The following is a 16,200-nucleotide window of genomic DNA, read 5'->3' on the forward strand; positions in this document are numbered from 1 at the left end:
GTGGAGAGCCCTAACCTGAGCCTGGACGATTTTTTATCACGCTTTCAACTTTTGCGCCCGCAGGCCAGCGGCGCAAGCCTCAACAACCGTCAGGCGGCAGTGCTGATCCCGGTGGTGCGCCGTGAACAGCCGGGACTGCTGCTGACTCAGCGATCGGCACGCCTGCGTAAGCATGCGGGCCAGGTCGCCTTCCCCGGCGGCGCGGTAGACAGCAGCGATGCCTCTATTATTGCCGCCGCTCTGCGCGAAGCCGAGGAGGAGGTGGCCATCCCACCCGAATCGGTAGAGGTGATCGGCGTTCTGCCGCCGGTAGACAGCGTGACCGGCTTTCAGGTCACCCCGGTGGTGGGCATTATTCCGCCGGATCTGCACTACCACGCCAGCGAGGATGAGGTGGCGGCGGTGTTTGAGATGCCGCTGGCCGAGGCGCTGCGCCTTGGGCGTTATCACCCGCTGGATATCCACCGGCGCGGCAATGCGCATCGGGTGTGGCTTTCATGGTATCAGCATTACTTTGTCTGGGGCATGACGGCAGGCATAATTCGTGAGCTGGCCTTACAGATCGGCCTGAAACCCTGACTATACTTTACACAACGCCCTGGTGTTACCGGACGTGACCTGCCTCTCAGCATTAGTAAAATAGAGGTTGGCTATTAGTTTAATTCATGTGAATAGTTAAACCGATCCCGCGGTTCCCTCTTACACTATGCGCAATTATTACATCGTTGCCGGAGGGTCCGGCAACCCTGTCAGGAGTGTTAGCGTGATTAGTATATTCGACATGTTTAAGGTGGGGATTGGCCCCTCATCTTCCCATACTGTTGGGCCAATGAAGGCCGGAAAACAGTTCGTCGATGATCTGGTCGAAAAGGGATTGCTGGAGAGCGTCACCCGCGTGGCGGTGGATGTCTATGGCTCGCTGTCGCTGACCGGCCGCGGCCACCACACCGATATCGCCATTATTATGGGCCTGGCGGGTAACGAGCCGGCGACCGTCGATATCGATGCCATTCCCGCGTTTATTCGCGACGTAGAGACCCGCGGCCGCCTGCTGCTGGCCCACGGCCGTCACGAGGTCGATTTCCCTGCCGATAACGGCATGCGTTTCCAGAGCGATAACCTGCCGCTGCATGAGAACGGCATGTGCATTCATGCTTATCAGGGCGAGAAAGAGATCTACAGCAAAACCTACTACTCCATCGGCGGCGGGTTTATCGTCGATGAAGAGCATTTTGGTAAAGAGAGCACCCAGGCCGTCAGCGTGCCCTATCCGTTCAACTCTGCCCAGGCAATGCTGAACTGGTGTAAAGAGACCGGTCTCTCCCTCTCCGGCATGGTGATGCAGAACGAGCTGGCCCTGCATAGCAAAGAGGAGATTGCCGACTATTTTGCCCACGTCTGGCAGACGATGCAGGCCTGTATCGATCGCGGTATGAACACCGAAGGCGTGCTGCCTGGCCCACTGCGGGTGCCGCGTCGCGCCTCGGCCCTGCGCCGCCTGCTGGTCGCCAGCGACAAACACTCCAGCGATCCGATGGTTGTCGTTGACTGGGTTAACATGTTCGCGCTGGCGGTGAACGAAGAGAACGCCGCCGGTGGCCGCGTCGTGACTGCCCCAACCAACGGCGCATGCGGTATCGTGCCGGCGGTGCTGGCCTACTATGACCACTTTATCGAACCGGTTACCCCGGACATCTACACTCGCTACTTCCTGGCTGCGGGTGCTATCGGCACGCTTTATAAGATGAACGCCTCGATCTCTGGCGCAGAGGTGGGCTGCCAGGGTGAGGTCGGCGTCGCCTGCTCAATGGCGGCGGCGGGCCTTGCAGAGCTGATGGGCGCCAGCCCGGAGCAGGTCTGCGTGGCGGCAGAGATCGGCATGGAGCATAACCTGGGTCTGACCTGCGATCCGGTCGCCGGCCAGGTGCAGGTGCCGTGCATTGAGCGTAACGCTATTGCGTCGGTGAAGGCTATCAATGCCTCACGTATGGCGATGCGCCGCACCAGCGCGCCGCGCGTGTCGCTGGATAAGGTGATCGAAACCATGTATGAAACCGGCAAGGACATGAATGCCAAGTACCGCGAAACCTCCCGCGGCGGCCTGGCGATCAAGGTGCAGTGCGACTAATACGTTACCCGGCCCTTTCACCCGAAAGGGCTAATTATTTCCCTTTTTGATCCCGATTATTTTTTCCCCACTACACTTGCTGTGTTGCCGTTTGCTTTTTCGCCAACGGCCTCCTGGGGATCGTCGGGACATGCAAACAGCACAGCATATTATAAGAAGCTACCGTCGAAAGCGCGCCATCGTCTGCGTGGTTGTCGCGATCTTCACGCTTTTCCTGACCCTGGGTTCCCGCTACATTTCCGAACGCAACGCTAACCAGCAGCGGATCCTCTCTTTTACTAACCACGCGGTCTCCTCGCTGGATCGGATCCTGCTTCCCCTTGCCCAGGGCCGGGGGGTGCTTCTGCCGCTAGTGGGTCTGTCGTGCGGCGAGGCGCATCTGGCGCTACGAAAACAGGCCGCGACGATGCAAACCGTTCGCTCTATCGGCCTTATCAAGAACGGCATTCTCTACTGCTCCAGCATTTTCGGCTACCGCAACGTCCCTATCCATCAGCTTCAGCCCGCACTCCCCACCGCTCAGCCGCTGCTCTTGCTCACTACCGATAACTCTCTCCTGCATGGCAGCCCCATTCTTATCCAGTGGTTTCCGCTGACCCAGAACGGGCAGGACGGGGTGATGGAGGTGATCAATATCGATCTGCTTACCCGCCTGATGCTGGAGCCGCAGAAGCCGCTGATCACCGGCGCAAGCATCACGGTGGGCAACCGGCATCTGATCTACGGTGCCGGCGTCGTGGATAGCCTGCCGCCGCTGGTTAATGAGACGCGGTTCCAGCAGAGCTCGGAGCAGTTTCCCTTTATCGTCAGCGTCAAAGGCCCTGGCGCAGGCGAGCTGGCACTGCGACACCTTCCGTCCCAGCTGCCGCTGGCGGTTATTATCAGCCTGCTGATGGGCTATATTGCCTGGATTGTTACCGCCAACCGGATGAGCTTCTCGTGGGAGATCAACCTTGGCATGGCGGCGCATGAGTTTGAGCTTTTCTGCCAGCCGCTGCTCAACGCCACCACCCATCAGTGTGAGGGGGTGGAGATCCTGCTGCGCTGGAATAATCCGCGCCAGGGCTGGATCTCACCGGACGTTTTTATCCCCATTGCTGAAGAGCAGAATCTGATTGCGCCCCTGACGCGCTACGTGCTGGCAGAGACTCACCGCCAGCTGGCGCTCTTCCCGGCCAATAGCCAGTTCCATATCGGGATCAACGTCTCCGCCAGCCACTTCCGTGATGGCGCGCTCCTTAAGGATCTTAATCGCCTCTGGTTCCATGCCCATCCGGTTCAGCAGCTCACCATTGAGCTGACCGAGCGGGAAGCGATCACCGATATTGATTACCGGCTGGTGCGGGCGCTGCACCGCCGTGGAGTCAAGCTGGCCATTGATGACTTTGGCACCGGCAACACCTCGCTCTCGTGGCTGGAGAAGCTGCGTCCGGACGTGCTAAAGATCGATAAGTCCTATACCACGGCGGTGGGCACCGATGCGGTGAACTCGACGGTGACGGATATTATTATCGCGCTGGGTAGACGGCTGAAAATTGAGCTGATTGCGGAGGGCGTTGAGACCCCGCTGCAGGCGCAGCGTTTGCGCCAGCGCGGGGTAAAAATATTTCAGGGATTTCTCTACGCGAAGCCGATGCCGCTTAAAGATTTCCCATCGTGGCTGGCAGGCAGTACGCCGCCGCCAGCCACCTATAGCGGGCATGTGATGCCCATGACGCCGCTACGCTGAACGAGGCTACTCCTCTTCGTCGTCCTGTACCGGCTGCTCTTTAACAACCCGTACCAGATCGACCCGGTAGTCGTTCGCCTCAACCACGGTAATGGTTAACGGCGCAAGCTGCAGCACCTCGCCCGGCTTGGGAATTTGACCATTGATGGCAATGACCAGTCCCGCAACGGTAGCGATATCCTCTTCGTCGTTCACCAGGTTATCCATCCCCAGCGCATGCTGCAGCGCATGGAGATCGGTAGCGCCTTTTACCAGCCAGCCGTCACCGTCAATGACAATCTCCGGTGTCTCATCGGCGTCCGGGAACTCACCGGCAATGGCTTCCAGCACGTCGAGCGGCGTTACCAGACCCTGTACTACGCCGAACTCGTTGGTCACCATGACGAAGCTGCCCCGAGCGCGGCGCAGCACCGCCAGCAGCTTGATGGGATCCAGCGTTTCCGGTACTACGATGGCCGGGGAAGCCGAGGCGATAGCCGCCACGTCAACGCCCTCTTCCAGCGCCACCAGCAGCTCTTTTGCACGCACAATGCCGAGGACTTCATCCAGCTCGCCCCGGCATACCGGGAAGAGACTGTGCGGCGAGGAGAGCAGCTGCTGGCGAATCGCATCCACGTCGAGATTGGCGTCCACCCAGCTGATTTCGCCGCGCGGCGTCATGATGCTGCGCAGTGAGCGCGATGCCAGGGTCAGCACGCCGTTGATCATATAGCGTTCTTCATCGGCAAATGCCCCTTCGGGCACCGGAACCGGGGACTGATTATCCGGCTCGTGCTGAACCGCCGCCTGGCGGCGCCCCCCCATCAGACGCAGAATGGCGTCGGCGGTACGCGCCCGCAGCGGCAGCGTGGACTGGTGGCGAATAAAGTTGCGGCGCGCCACCTGGTTAAAGAACTCAATGATGATCGAGAAGCCGATCGCCGCGTAGAGGTAGCCTTTCGGAATATGGAAGCCAAAGCCTTCTGCCACCAGGCTCAGACCAATCATCAGCAGGAAGCTCAGGCAGAGCACCACCACCGTAGGGTGTTGGTTAACAAAGCGCGTCAGCGGCTTCGAAGCCAGCAGCATTACCGCCATCGCGATCACTACCGCTGCCATCATTACCGGGAGATGGTTCACCATCCCTACCGCCGTGATCACCGCATCAAGGGAGAAGACCGCATCAAGAATAACGATCTGCACCACGACCACCCAGAAGCTGGCGTACCCCTTACCTTGACCGCTGTCATGCTCGCGGTTCTCCAGGCGCTCGTGTAATTCTGTTGTCGCTTTGAAGAGTAAGAATATCCCCCCGAGCAGCATGATGAGATCGCGGCCAGAGAAGGTGAAATCCATGACCGAAAAGAGCGGCTGGGTCAGCGTTACCATCCAGGAGATAACGGAGAGCAGCGCCAGACGCATCACCAGCGCAAGGGAGAGGCCGATTAGCCTTGCCTTATCACGCTGTTTCGGTGGCAGTTTGTCGGCAAGGATGGCGATAAACACCAGGTTATCGATACCGAGTACGATTTCAAGTACGACAAGCGTCAACAATCCCACCCAGATTGAGGGATCCATTAAGAATTCCATGACGGGCTCCTGCTACAGGAATGACAAAACGGGGCCTTACAGCATGCAGGCGTGATGACAATAAATTGGGGGTTAATGCAGGCGCTGAGCGGCCTGAAGATAAACTGACGTCGGTGACGGTCCATACGGTGGGCAGCTGCCCTCTACTCCAGTGATTATAAACAGAAAGTAAACATAACAGAGGGAATTACGATTTTGCAAAGATTTACCTGAATTTGCATTTTCGAAGATATTTTGCGCAACAAAATTTCTTTTCTTTTTAAAGCTAAATTACGGATCTGAATCACATAAATTATTTTTTCACTATCTAAAATAATTCGCGAAGACTGGATTTTCTATGTCATCCCTCTCTGAATCGATTCGCTATGACGTAACGATTCACAATGCATCTGCTACGGATGTGTTCACGATAATAAAGGAGGTAGCAAGTGACCATTGCTATTGTGATAGGCACACATGGCTGGGCTGCGGAGCAGCTGATTAAAACAGCTGAAATGCTATTGGGCGAACAGGAGAACGTAGGCTGGATCGATTTCGTCCCGGGTGAAAACGCCGAAACGCTGATCGAAAAATATAACGCGCAGCTGGCGAAGCTCGACACCGGCCAGGGCGTGCTGTTTCTCGTCGATACGTGGGGCGGCAGCCCGTTTAACGCTGCCAGCCGTATTGTCGTCGATAAAGAGCACCATGAGGTCGTGGCCGGGGTCAATATCCCTATGCTGGTAGAGACCCTGATGGGCCGCGATGACGATCCGGCTTTTGACGATCTGGTGGCCGTCGCCGTTGAGGCGGGCCGTGAAGGCGTGAAGGCGCTGAAGGCACAGCCGGTGGAGAAGGCGCAGCCTGCCGCCGCTCCTGCTGCTGCCCCCAGGGCCGCCATACCGCAAAAACCGATGGGGCCGGAGGACTATATGACCATTGGCCTGGCGCGTATCGACGATCGCCTGATCCACGGCCAGGTGGCGACCCGCTGGACCAAAGAGACCAACGTTCAGCGCATTATAGTGGTGAGCGACGAAGTGGCGGCCGACACGGTACGCAAAACGCTGCTCACCCAGGTGGCCCCGCCCGGCGTTACCGCGCATGTGGTGGACGTTGCCAAGATGGTCCGCGTCTACAACAACCCCAAATACGCTGGCGAGCGTGTGATGCTGCTGTTCACTAATCCGACCGACGTGGTACGCCTCGTTGACGAGGGGGTGAAGATCACCTCTGTCAACATTGGGGGCATGGCCTTCCGCCAGGGCAAAACCCAGGTTAATAACGCCGTTTCGGTGGATGAACAGGATATCGCCGCGTTTAAGAAGCTCAACGCGCAGGGCATCGAACTGGAAGTGCGGAAAGTCTCCAGCGATCAACGCCTGAAAATGATGGATTTAATCAGCAAAGTGGCAAAGTAACCGGCACCCGCTGATCGAAGCTGTTTTTACACTTTAATCTGTAATGCTATAGGAGAAGTACAATGGAGATTACCACTCTTCAGATTGTGCTGGTGTTCATCGTTGCCTGTATTGCCGGTATGGAGTCGGTGCTGGATGAATTTCAGTTCCACCGCCCGCTGGTCGCCTGTACGCTGATCGGTATCGTGCTGGGTGATATGCAAAAAGGGATCATCATCGGCGGTACGCTGGAGATGATCGCCCTCGGCTGGATGAACATCGGTGCGGCGGTTGCGCCCGATGCCGCGCTGGCGTCCATCATCTCTACCGTGCTGGTTATCGCCGGTGGCCAGAGCATCGGGGCCGGTATTGCGCTGGCTATCCCGCTGGCAGCGGCCGGCCAGGTGCTGACCATTATCGTACGTACCATTACCGTGGCTTTCCAGCACGCAGCGGATAAGGCGGCCGAAAATGGCAACCTGACGGCACTCTCCTGGATCCACGTCTCTTCCCTGTTCCTGCAGGCGATGCGTATCGCTATCCCGGCGGTGATCGTTGCCTACTCTGTAGGGACCAGCGAAGTACAGGGGATGCTCAACGCGATTCCAGAAGTGGTGACCAGCGGCCTGAACATCGCCGGTGGCATGATCGTCGTTGTGGGTTATGCGATGGTTATCAACATGATGCGCGCGGGCTACCTGATGCCGTTCTTCTATCTGGGCTTCGTTACCGCCGCCTTCACCAACTTTAACCTGGTGGCACTGGGGGTGATCGGTGCCGTGATGGCCATTCTCTATATTCAGCTTAGCCCGAAATATAACCGCTCTGCGGGCGCGCCTGCTCAGGCTGCCGGTGCTAACGATCTCGATAACGAACTGGATTAACAGGTGAGCGACATGGTTGATGTAACAAAAACGACTTCCGAGAAAAAACTCACGGCTGGCGATATCCGCGGCGTGTTCATCCGCTCTAACCTCTTCCAGGGTTCATGGAACTTCGAGCGTATGCAGGCGCTGGGCTTCTGCTTCTCTATGGTCCCGGCTATCAAACGCCTCTATCCGGAGAATAACGAGGCGCGCCGCCAGGCGATCAAACGCCATCTGGAGTTCTTTAACACCCACCCTTACGTCGCTGCGCCGGTGCTTGGCGTTACCCTGGCAATGGAGGAGCAGCGTGCCAATGGGGCAGCGATCGACGATGGTGCGATCAACGGGATTAAAGTGGGTCTGATGGGGCCGCTGGCGGGCGTCGGCGACCCGATCTTCTGGGGTACCGTGCGTCCGGTGTTTGCTGCGCTTGGGGCGGGGATCGCCATGAGCGGCAGCCTGCTCGGTCCACTGCTGTTCTTTATTCTCTTTAACCTGGTACGCCTGGCGACCCGCTACTACGGTGTCGCCTACGGTTACCGTAAAGGCGTAGATATCGTTAAAGATATGGGCGGCGGCTTCCTGCAGAAGCTGACCGAGGGGGCGTCAATCCTCGGGCTGTTTGTCATGGGTGCGCTGGTAAACAAGTGGACGCATGTTAATATCCCGCTGGTGGTGTCGGAGATCACCGACCAGACCGGGAAGACCAATGTCACCACGGTGCAGACCATCCTTGACCAGCTGATGCCAGGCCTGGTGCCGCTGCTGCTGACCTTCGCCTGTATGTGGCTGCTGCGTAAGAAAGTGAACCCGCTGTGGATCATCGTTGGCTTTTTCGTCATCGGTATTGCGGGCTATGCCGTTGGCCTGCTCGGCCTGTAAGCGGTAGATGTGATGCCGGGGGCTCTACTGCCCCCGGTTTTTGTTTCTGGAGGATGAATGTCGTTAACGGATTATGTGCTGGTGCTGTGCGTGGCCGGGCTGCTGGCTTACGCTATCTATGACGAATTTGTTATGCCACGCCGTCACGGCGCTACGCTGCTCACCGTTCCCCTACTACGCCGCAGCCGCGCTGACAGCGTGATTTTCACCGGTCTGCTGGCCATCGTTATCTATAATAACGTCACTCATCATGGTGCCATTTTAACCACATGGTTATTATCTATGCTGGCGCTGGTGGTTATATATCTCTTCTGGATCCGCGCCCCGAAAATCATCTTTAAAGAAAAGGGGTTTTTCTTTGCGAATATCTGGATTGAATATGGGCGTATTAACGCGATGCAGCTATCGGAGGATGGCGTTCTGGTGGTGCAATTAGAGCAGCGGCGACTGCTGATCCGTGTACGAAATATCGACGATCTGGAGAAGATTTACAATATTATGGTTAAAATACAGTAATTTAAAATATAGCCATGACTATGTTTTTAATATTAACCGCTTTGAAACATAGCAATGGCTATATTATTCCTCGCGTAAGTCATCATCTTTTTTAACGTTATTTTTACTCTTCGATCTAAATGATAATCGCTATCAACAACCAAATGAAATAATGCACTTCGGTTATTGTTTTAGTTTATCAAAATATGTTAAGGTTGCGCCCGTCGTTGGGGAGTAGCCAATTTCCTGTTCCCGGAAATGTACGTGTCAACATACTCGTTGCAAAACGTGGCACGTACGGATCGAATAGCTAAGCCTGTTCGGTCAGGCGAGACCATAGACGCATCAACTGCTGATTACTGGGGGCAGTGATGTGTCATATGGATTTCCCGGTCAGGACGCTTGTATGAACCTATCCGCCACCCTTCTGCTCGCTTTTGGCATGTCGATGGATGCCTTTGCCGCCTCCATTGGTAAAGGTGCCACGCTGCACAAACCCAAATTTTCTGACGCCCTGCGCACCGGTTTGATCTTCGGCGTTATTGAGACGCTGACACCGTTGATTGGCTGGGGATTAGGTATGCTGGCCAGCCAGTTTGTGCTGGAGTGGAACCACTGGATTGCCTTCTTGCTGCTGGTATTTTTAGGTAGCCGAATGGTGCTGGAAGGCATGCGCTGCCAGCCTGATGAAGAGTCTGCACCCCTGCGCCGCCACGGCTTCTGGCTGCTGGTGACCACCGCCATCGCCACCAGCCTGGATGCTATGGCCGTCGGCGTCGGCCTGGCGTTCTTGCAGGTCAATATTATCACTACCGCCCTCGCCATCGGCTGCGCCACTCTGATCATGTCCACCCTCGGCATGATGATCGGCAAATTTATCGGTCCGCTGCTGGGCAAACGGGCCGAGATCCTCGGCGGCGTGGTGCTGATCGGTATTGGCATCCAGATCCTCTGGAGCCACTTCGCCCCTTAAGCGTCGCGCTGCCAGCACTGGATGCTGAAATCTGCCTCGCAGCTAAACTGCGCCATCTCCTGCAGCGTCTCCCACACCTGCGGCTTTGCCCGCCAGGCAAACGGCGTCATCTGCAACAGCGCCACGGCTTCGCTGCCGCTTAGCTTCATTCCATACCCCAGCGAGCGCTGCTCCCGCAGCGTGAACCCCTCTAGTTTTTCACTCTGCGGAGCGTGAAGCTGTACCTCATCATAGATAAGCCCCTTCAGCTCCACCAGATGCCGGGGCCCCGGCGCGGCGGTAATCACCCATCCTTCTGGTTTCACTACCCGCGCCAGCTCTTCGCCTTTACAGGGCGCATAGATGCGCACCACCGCATCCAGCGTTTGGGCATCAAACGGCAGGCGGTGGCTGGAGGCCACGCAGAACATCGCCTGTGGATAGCGCTTCGCGGCCGCACGCACCGCTGCCCTGGAGACGTCAAGACCGAAGGTCTCCGCCCCGTGCTGACGAGCGATCTCGGCGAAGGCGTGAGTGTAATATCCCTCTCCACAGCCGATATCCAACAGCGCGTCAGCCTTTGCAGGCAGGCGTGCATCCAGCAGTTCGCCTAGCGTCTGGCGCAGCGGCAGGTAGTGCCCGGCATCAAGAAAAGCGCGCCTGGCCTGCATCATCTCCGCGCTGTCGCCGGGATCGCGCGAACGCTTGTGCTGCACGGGCAGCAGGTTGACATACCCTTCTTTCGCTATATCAAACTGGTGCCGCTGCGGGCAGACATAGAATGTATCGGTACGCAGCAGCGGCGCGTGGCATAGCGGACAGGTGAAGGACATAGCAACTCCGGACAGAGAGAAAGGGCGAAAGTGTAACGCCAATTGCCGCTGCGGGAAATGCCTTAACGCAGCGGAGCCTCGCCGCCGTGGGAATTCAGTACAACTAAATGGCTTGAGTCGGGAGCCATGCCGTCTGGCCTGACATTTTGTGCTCGCAGGACGCTACCCATAATCTCACTGAACACGGGGGCCGACACGGCCCCGCCATAGTAAGCACCGTTTTGCGGATTGTTTATCACTACCGCCAGCGCATACTTAGGCTTGCTGGCAGGGGCAACGCCAGCGGTATAGGCTATATATTTATCAACATATTTGCCGTTCTCATCGATCTTCTTCGCGGTGCCCGTTTTCACCGCTACGCGGTAGTCGCGCACGGCGGCTTTGATCCCGCCCCCGCCCGGCAGAGCGACGCTCTCCATCATGTGCTCGACCTCATGCACAATCTCCTGCGGCATGATCTGTGTGCCCACTACCGGCGGATCGACGCGGGTAATGGAGAGCGGGCGCGCAAGCCCAAAGCTGCCGATGGTGGCATAGACGTGGGCCAGCTGCAGAGGGGTGACCATTAAGCCATAGCCAAACGCAAAGGTTGCACGATCGAGCTGACCCCAGTATCTGCGCACCGGCAATACGCCGCTGCTCTCCCCGGTCAGCCCCAGCCCTGTAGAGCTGCCAAAGCCGAACGCTTTATAGGTATCCAGCAGGCGCTGAATTGGCATCGCCAGCGACAGGCGGGACACCCCGGTATCACTCGATTTTTGCAGGATGCCGGTGAGGGTGAGCTCCGGGTAATATCCCACGTCGCGAATGCGGTGACCGTCGAGCGTATAGGGATGAGTATCTACCACGCTGTCAGGCTGAACGATGCCCTCCTTAAGGGCAGCCATCAGCACCATCGGCTTCACCGTCGACCCTGGTTCAAAGGTATCGCTAATGGCACGGTTGCGAAAGTCATCGAGCGTCGCGCCGCTGCGGTTGTTGGGGTTAAAGTCGGGGTAGCTGGCCATCGCCAGGATTTCACCGGTCTGGATACGCACCAGCACCGCGGCCCCCGATTCAGCTTTATTCCAGCTGACAGCGTTATCGAGTGCATCTTCAGTCAGGGTTTGCAGGCGTTTATCGATACTCAACATGAGCGTGTGCGCCGGGACGGCTGGCGTTTCAGTCATATTTTCAATGACGTGTCCGTGGCGATCTTTGCGCACCCGGCGCAGACCGGGCTTGCCGGTAAGCTGAGCGTTAAAACTTTTCTCAATACCTTCGATCCCCTGCCCGTCAACGTTGGTGAAGCCAAGCAGGTTAGCAGCAACGTGCCCGCTGGGATAAAAGCGGCGCGACTCATCTTGTAGATTGATACCCGGCAGGTTGAGGTTATCGATCCATTTTGCCTGCTGTGGGTCGAGCTGGCGGGCAAGGTAGATAAAACGGGACTTGGGATTATGGCGGATGCGATCGGCAATCTCGCTCAGCGGCATATGCAGCGCACTGGCCAGCGCCTGCCAGCGCGGGCTAATGCTCACCCCACCGCTGCTGTTGATGACTTTAGGATCGGCCCAGATCGCGCTGACCGGTACGCTTACCGCCAGCGGAAGCCCGTGACGATCGACGATCATCCCCCGGGGCGGCACTATCTTCTCTTCCCGAATCGATCGCATATCCTCCTCTTTGACCAGCTTTTCCGGCGAGATAACCTGGAGCCAGGCCGTGCGGCCCAGCAGCAGGCCCAGCGCGCAGATAATAGCCACGCAGAGTAAGGCAAAGCGTAGAGGGGTATAGTTACTGGAAAAAGAGTGCTTTTTCACCTTGACTCCTGAAACGGATTAACCCGCTGATTTGACAGGAAACAAGCTAAGAAAGGGAAAAAAGTGTGCTAATAACGGTATGGCTTTGCAACAAAAGACGAATGGGCGCTCTTACAGTAACATTTTGAAAAACAAGCATTAAAAAGCCCCGCACGCGGCGAGGCTTTTACGCTGACATTGATGCGCCAATGGCGCTCAAGCAGTGGAGGAAAATCAGATAGCAGTAACGTTAACCGCTGCTGGGCCTTTCTGGCCGTCCTGAATTTCGAACTCAACGTTCTGGCCTTCAGCCAGAGTTTTGAAGCCATTACCCTGGATTGCAGAGAAGTGTACGAACACGTCTTTGCTGCCGTCAGCAGGCGTAATGAAACCAAAGCCTTTAGACTCGTTGAACCACTTAACTTGACCTTTAATCTTTGCCATTTGCAAAATTCCTTAGAGTGTTTTCTTAGCCCGCAGGCATTGACCGAGATGAAACTGAGACATTACTGCATGAGGCACTAAATAAGGTTCGGCAGAGAAGCAGTATTCAACGACAACGTGTTTACTCAGAACTTCTATACTGATAATGCCACACATAAACAGAACTGTACCTCGTTTAACCTACACCGTGTTATCACATACAACGTTAATTATGGCAAGCCATTTTTAATGATGTCTGGATCTGTCGCACAAATTCAGCGGCAAGCAGAACAGCAGGTGTGCAACTAACCTAGCGCAGTCATGTCGTTTCGTCCAGCGTGAAGTTTACAATGGCTAAATAGAGCATGTAGTTAGCAATTTTTGTGCATTAGCTTACTGAAAAATCATGAGAATGGGTGAGTGTCATCGCCATTTTCACTCTGCACAGAAATGGGTAAGTTGACTACCGAATAATTGTTGTGCAATTAGTGCAACCACTGCACCAAAATAATGAAAGTTTAATGACACTGCATCAATTCAAAGCAATAAAAACGTTTCGCTAAAAATAATAGCGTTTATATAACCGCTTTAGGCTAGTCCGATCTCTTTAATAGTCGGAGCGTCGAGAGATAAATACTCACCTATTTTCAGGATCCTGAAGTTATCAGTTTGCGTTGCCGTCTCGTTTAATACCGCCGCCAGCTCGCGGGCCGGTTCGTCGATGGCTTCATCCGCCAGCTCAAAAACGCCCCAGTGAATAGGAAAAGCCAGCGGCTCGCCGATCTGCTGCCAGAGCGAAACCGCATGCTGCGGATCCATATGATGGACGGACATGAACCAGCGTGGGGCATAGGCGCCTACCGGCAGTGCAGCGACGTCGGGTCTACCCAGCCGCTCGGGGATCGCCAGCAGATCCGGCGTATAACCCGTATCGCCGGCAAACCAGAAGCGGTGCGCCCGGGACTCTATCACCCAACCACACCAAAGTGAGCGGTCCCTGTCCCACGGCGTACGCATGCTCCAGTGCTGGGCGGGTACGGCGCTTAGGGTCATTCCCTGGAAGGTAAAGCTCTGCCACCAGTCAAGCTCAACAACGTGGCGCACGCCGTGGCGGCGGCACCAGCGGCCCAGCCCGAGCGGGACAAATAGCGTGACGTCTGGAAAACGTTTTAGCAGCGCACGGATGGTGCGGGTATCGAGATGATCGTAGTGGTTATGCGAGATAAGGATAGCATCCAGCGCAGGCAGCTCGTTAACGCTCAGGGGGGCGGGACTTTTGCGCAGCGGCCCGCTAAAACGTACCGGGGAGGCGCGATTAAAGAAGAGCGGATCGGCCAGCAGATAGCAGCCGTCCAGACGAAGCAGCATGCTGGCATGGCCCAGCCACCAGACCCCATCCTCGCTGCCGCCTATTTCGGCGCGCTGCCACCACTGCTGAAGAAAACCGTCGTAGCCGCCTTCGGGAGGATGCGGAAGCCCGGCGGCGCGGCGCTCTTTTTGCCAGCGCTCAACGTCACCGGGTTGATGGCCGCCAGGGGTCAAATTACGAAACCCCTGGGGCGTATGGTGAGTCAGGGCCGAATTATACCAGGGATTTTTCCATGCCATCTCTCGCCCCCTTTTTCACTGCCGCTAGCGCTCAGCCACCAGGCGGATAAAATCGTCGCCGTCGGTTTGCACTTTTGCCCCAGCTTTCGCTTCCGGCTCGGCTTTCTCCGGCGCATTGGCATCACAAAGGCGACGCAGCAGCGCATTCTGTCGCTTTTGCTGATCCAGCAGCGCTTCAAGCAGTTCGATCTGCTCGTTAGCGCGGGAGCTGACCCGGTTAACAAAGAACCACAGCACCAGCCCAACGACCAGTACCACCAGAGAGATGACCAGGGACACAAGATTAAACGCGCCCGAATTCAGTACTTCGTTCATTACACTACCTCAATGTTGACGCGCTATCTTACCACTGGCATTAAGGAAGGGAATGTCTCTAAGCAAAAATGCCGCTACCAGGGGATAAATTTATTGATAACGCAAATACCACTGAAAAACTGTACGTCCTGATCGCACATCACATTGAGCATTTGGGTCCAGAGCATCAGGCAAATTACCAGAATGGCAATCACAAGCAGCCCCCGAAACTTTCTCACTCTTCTCTCCGAATCAACGTTTTATGCAGACAGGTTACTCCCGGGATATTAAACCGGAGCTAACTGTAACGCTATCTGACCGTTGAGGAAACCGCTGTGAAGGGAAATAGAGATGAAAACGCCGCGTCTGGCGCGGCGTTTACTATCAGAACGGGTAGTCGTTGTAGCCCATCTGCTCAGAGATCTTACGCGCTGCGGTATGCAGCATCTCAACATACTCATGCAGTCGCTCTTCAGAGAAGCGCAGCGTTGGGAAGGAGATGCTCAGGCCAGCGATCACGACGCCAAAGCGATCAAAGACCGGTACGCCGATGCAGCGCAGCCCCTCTTCCTGCTCTTCGTTATCTTCCCCATAGCCCTGTTCGCGGACCGTATCCAGGACCGGCAGCAGATCGTCAGTCGTGGTAATGGTGCGATCGGTGCTGCGCTTGTACTCAACGCCCTCAAGGATCTGTTTAACTTCCTCACGATCGCGCCAGGCCAGCAGTACTTTACCAATGGCGGTGCTGTAGAGTGGGTTGCGGCGGCCGATGCGGGAGTACATGCGCAGATTGTACATGGAGTCGATTTTATGGATGTAGACGATGCTGTCTTCATCCAGCGCGCCAAGGTGCACCGTCTCTTTAGTCAGGCGCGACAGCTCACGCATCTGGATATCAGCGCTGCGAATTAAATCAACGTTTTGCAGCGCGCGCGCGCCGAGTTCAAAGAGCTTGAGCGTCAGGGAGTACTTCTCCGACTCGCCCTCCTGAGCCACGTAGCCAAGAGATTTCATCGTCTGCAAAAAGCGGTAGACGGTGCTTTTTGACATCATCACACGCTGCGACAGTTCAGTAATGCCAATTTCCCGCTCTTCCCCGAGCGCCTGCAGAATGCCAAAGACCTTCAATACTGAAGAGACAGAATCTGGCTGCTTGTCCAAATCTGCGATTGCCATTAATCACCTCATCGCGAGTGTTTTATAAAATTTAGAATAGGTTTTTATTATAATTTCGTCGCGGGTCGGCCGCAATGCCAGTTTG

18 protein-coding genes and 1 riboswitch are annotated in these 16,200 nt (G+C 56.1%); of the genes, 8 read left to right on the forward strand and 10 right to left on the reverse strand.

Annotation, left to right across the window (positions count from 1 at the left end):
• The 3 genes from RTX96_RS00235 to RTX96_RS00245 all read left to right on the forward strand — a co-directional run bounded on the left by RTX96_RS00235 (position 1) and on the right by RTX96_RS00245 (position 3,857).
• Positions 1 to 579 carry a CoA pyrophosphatase gene (locus tag RTX96_RS00235; RefSeq protein WP_103819394.1) on the forward strand — a complete coding sequence of 193 codons (579 nt, stop codon included), beginning with the start codon at positions 1 to 3 and terminating at the stop codon, positions 577 to 579.
• 184 nt (positions 580 to 763) lie between these two features.
• Positions 764 to 2,128, forward strand: a complete 1,365-nt coding sequence (sdaA, locus tag RTX96_RS00240; RefSeq protein WP_103819393.1) for an L-serine ammonia-lyase — start codon at positions 764 to 766, stop codon at positions 2,126 to 2,128.
• Between the two features lie 130 nt (positions 2,129 to 2,258).
• Positions 2,259 to 3,857 (forward strand): cyclic diguanylate phosphodiesterase, encoded by a 1,599-nt coding sequence (locus RTX96_RS00245; protein WP_312269867.1) that lies wholly within the window; start codon positions 2,259 to 2,261, stop codon positions 3,855 to 3,857.
• A gap of 6 nt (positions 3,858 to 3,863) precedes the next feature.
• Here the strand turns inward: RTX96_RS00245 and yoaE are convergent, their stop codons facing one another.
• Positions 3,864 to 5,426: a CNNM family cation transport protein YoaE gene (yoaE, locus tag RTX96_RS00250; RefSeq protein WP_103819391.1), complete on the reverse strand. Its 1,563-nt coding sequence runs from the start codon at positions 5,424 to 5,426 to the stop codon at positions 3,864 to 3,866.
• Positions 5,414 to 5,551 carry a protein YoaL gene (locus RTX96_RS20820; RefSeq protein WP_409418548.1) on the reverse strand — a complete coding sequence of 46 codons (138 nt, stop codon included), beginning with the start codon at positions 5,549 to 5,551 and terminating at the stop codon, positions 5,414 to 5,416. The genes yoaE and RTX96_RS20820 overlap by 13 nt, the downstream gene beginning before the upstream one ends.
• A gap of 303 nt (positions 5,552 to 5,854) precedes the next feature.
• Here RTX96_RS20820 and manX point away from each other — a divergent pair, with 303 nt between their 5' ends.
• The 5 genes from manX (at position 5,855) to mntP (ending at position 10,021) form a co-directional block, all read left to right on the forward strand.
• Positions 5,855 to 6,826 carry a PTS mannose transporter subunit IIAB gene (gene manX / locus RTX96_RS00255; protein ID WP_312669800.1) on the forward strand — a complete coding sequence of 324 codons (972 nt, stop codon included), beginning with the start codon at positions 5,855 to 5,857 and terminating at the stop codon, positions 6,824 to 6,826.
• A gap of 62 nt (positions 6,827 to 6,888) precedes the next feature.
• Entirely contained in the window at positions 6,889 to 7,689 is an 801-nt protein-coding gene (locus RTX96_RS00260) for a PTS mannose/fructose/sorbose transporter subunit IIC (protein WP_103819389.1), read from the forward strand.
• A gap of 12 nt (positions 7,690 to 7,701) precedes the next feature.
• Positions 7,702 to 8,553 (forward strand): PTS mannose transporter subunit IID, encoded by an 852-nt coding sequence (locus tag RTX96_RS00265; RefSeq protein WP_181016592.1) that lies wholly within the window; start codon positions 7,702 to 7,704, stop codon positions 8,551 to 8,553.
• 57 nt (positions 8,554 to 8,610) lie between these two features.
• Complete coding sequence (locus RTX96_RS00270) at positions 8,611 to 9,069, forward strand: DUF986 family protein (protein ID WP_312669801.1); 459 nt, start codon at positions 8,611 to 8,613, stop codon at positions 9,067 to 9,069.
• A 196-nt stretch (positions 9,070 to 9,265) separates the two neighbouring features.
• Positions 9,266 to 9,452, forward strand: a riboswitch (yybP-ykoY riboswitch).
• A gap of 2 nt (positions 9,453 to 9,454) precedes the next feature.
• Complete coding sequence (gene mntP / locus RTX96_RS00275) at positions 9,455 to 10,021, forward strand: manganese efflux pump MntP (protein WP_141092924.1); 567 nt, start codon at positions 9,455 to 9,457, stop codon at positions 10,019 to 10,021.
• Here mntP and rlmA read toward each other — a convergent pair.
• The 8 genes from rlmA to kdgR form a co-directional block, all read right to left on the reverse strand.
• On the reverse strand, positions 10,018 to 10,833 hold the full coding sequence (rlmA, locus tag RTX96_RS00280) for a 23S rRNA (guanine(745)-N(1))-methyltransferase (protein WP_312669802.1): 816 nt from the start codon (positions 10,831 to 10,833) through the stop codon (positions 10,018 to 10,020). The two genes, mntP and rlmA, sit on opposite strands and share 4 nt — an antisense overlap.
• A gap of 62 nt (positions 10,834 to 10,895) precedes the next feature.
• Positions 10,896 to 12,635: a peptidoglycan glycosyltransferase FtsI gene (gene ftsI / locus RTX96_RS00285; protein WP_312669803.1), complete on the reverse strand. Its 1,740-nt coding sequence runs from the start codon at positions 12,633 to 12,635 to the stop codon at positions 10,896 to 10,898.
• 213 nt (positions 12,636 to 12,848) lie between these two features.
• Positions 12,849 to 13,058, reverse strand: coding sequence for a transcription antiterminator/RNA stability regulator CspE (cspE, locus tag RTX96_RS00290; RefSeq protein ID WP_001062678.1), 210 nt, complete (start codon positions 13,056 to 13,058; stop codon positions 12,849 to 12,851).
• Between the two features lie 12 nt (positions 13,059 to 13,070).
• Positions 13,071 to 13,214, reverse strand: coding sequence for a DUF2627 domain-containing protein (locus tag RTX96_RS20825; protein WP_141092923.1), 144 nt, complete (start codon positions 13,212 to 13,214; stop codon positions 13,071 to 13,073).
• 411 nt (positions 13,215 to 13,625) lie between these two features.
• Positions 13,626 to 14,645: an MBL fold metallo-hydrolase gene (locus tag RTX96_RS00300; protein WP_312669804.1), complete on the reverse strand. Its 1,020-nt coding sequence runs from the start codon at positions 14,643 to 14,645 to the stop codon at positions 13,626 to 13,628.
• A 24-nt stretch (positions 14,646 to 14,669) separates the two neighbouring features.
• Complete coding sequence (locus tag RTX96_RS00305; RefSeq protein WP_103819382.1) at positions 14,670 to 14,960, reverse strand: YebO family protein; 291 nt, start codon at positions 14,958 to 14,960, stop codon at positions 14,670 to 14,672.
• Between the two features lie 74 nt (positions 14,961 to 15,034).
• Entirely contained in the window at positions 15,035 to 15,178 is a 144-nt protein-coding gene (gene mgrB, locus RTX96_RS00310; RefSeq protein WP_103819381.1) for a PhoP/PhoQ regulator MgrB, read from the reverse strand.
• A 145-nt stretch (positions 15,179 to 15,323) separates the two neighbouring features.
• A complete protein-coding gene (kdgR, locus tag RTX96_RS00315; protein WP_042391313.1) occupies positions 15,324 to 16,115 on the reverse strand; it encodes a DNA-binding transcriptional regulator KdgR in 792 nt (263 codons plus the stop codon).
• Positions 16,116 to 16,200 lie beyond the last annotated feature (85 nt).

This window comes from Pseudescherichia sp. (genome assembly GCF_032052675.1).
In the GTDB taxonomy this organism is placed as follows: Bacteria; Pseudomonadota; Gammaproteobacteria; order Enterobacterales; family Enterobacteriaceae; genus Pseudescherichia.

What these genes read in the sequence shown, in the direction of transcription:
- RTX96_RS00245 (WP_312269867.1), top strand. Translation starts at nt 2,259, where the DNA reads ATGCAAACAGCACAGCATATTATAAGAAGCTACCGTCGAAAGCGCGCC.
- yoaE (WP_103819391.1), bottom strand. Translation starts at nt 5,426, where the DNA reads ATGGAATTCTTAATGGATCCCTCAATCTGGGTGGGATTGTTGACGCTT.
- RTX96_RS20820 (WP_409418548.1), bottom strand. Translation starts at nt 5,551, where the DNA reads ATGGACCGTCACCGACGTCAGTTTATCTTCAGGCCGCTCAGCGCCTGC.
- RTX96_RS00260 (WP_103819389.1), top strand. Translation starts at nt 6,889, where the DNA reads ATGGAGATTACCACTCTTCAGATTGTGCTGGTGTTCATCGTTGCCTGT.
- RTX96_RS00265 (WP_181016592.1), top strand. Translation starts at nt 7,702, where the DNA reads ATGGTTGATGTAACAAAAACGACTTCCGAGAAAAAACTCACGGCTGGC.
- RTX96_RS00270 (WP_312669801.1), top strand. Translation starts at nt 8,611, where the DNA reads ATGTCGTTAACGGATTATGTGCTGGTGCTGTGCGTGGCCGGGCTGCTG.
- mntP (WP_141092924.1), top strand. Translation starts at nt 9,455, where the DNA reads ATGAACCTATCCGCCACCCTTCTGCTCGCTTTTGGCATGTCGATGGAT.
- rlmA (WP_312669802.1), bottom strand. Translation starts at nt 10,833, where the DNA reads ATGTCCTTCACCTGTCCGCTATGCCACGCGCCGCTGCTGCGTACCGAT.
- cspE (WP_001062678.1), bottom strand. Translation starts at nt 13,058, where the DNA reads ATGGCAAAGATTAAAGGTCAAGTTAAGTGGTTCAACGAGTCTAAAGGC.
- RTX96_RS20825 (WP_141092923.1), bottom strand. Translation starts at nt 13,214, where the DNA reads ATGTGTGGCATTATCAGTATAGAAGTTCTGAGTAAACACGTTGTCGTT.
- RTX96_RS00300 (WP_312669804.1), bottom strand. Translation starts at nt 14,645, where the DNA reads ATGGCATGGAAAAATCCCTGGTATAATTCGGCCCTGACTCACCATACG.
- RTX96_RS00305 (WP_103819382.1), bottom strand. Translation starts at nt 14,960, where the DNA reads ATGAACGAAGTACTGAATTCGGGCGCGTTTAATCTTGTGTCCCTGGTC.
- kdgR (WP_042391313.1), bottom strand. Translation starts at nt 16,115, where the DNA reads ATGGCAATCGCAGATTTGGACAAGCAGCCAGATTCTGTCTCTTCAGTA.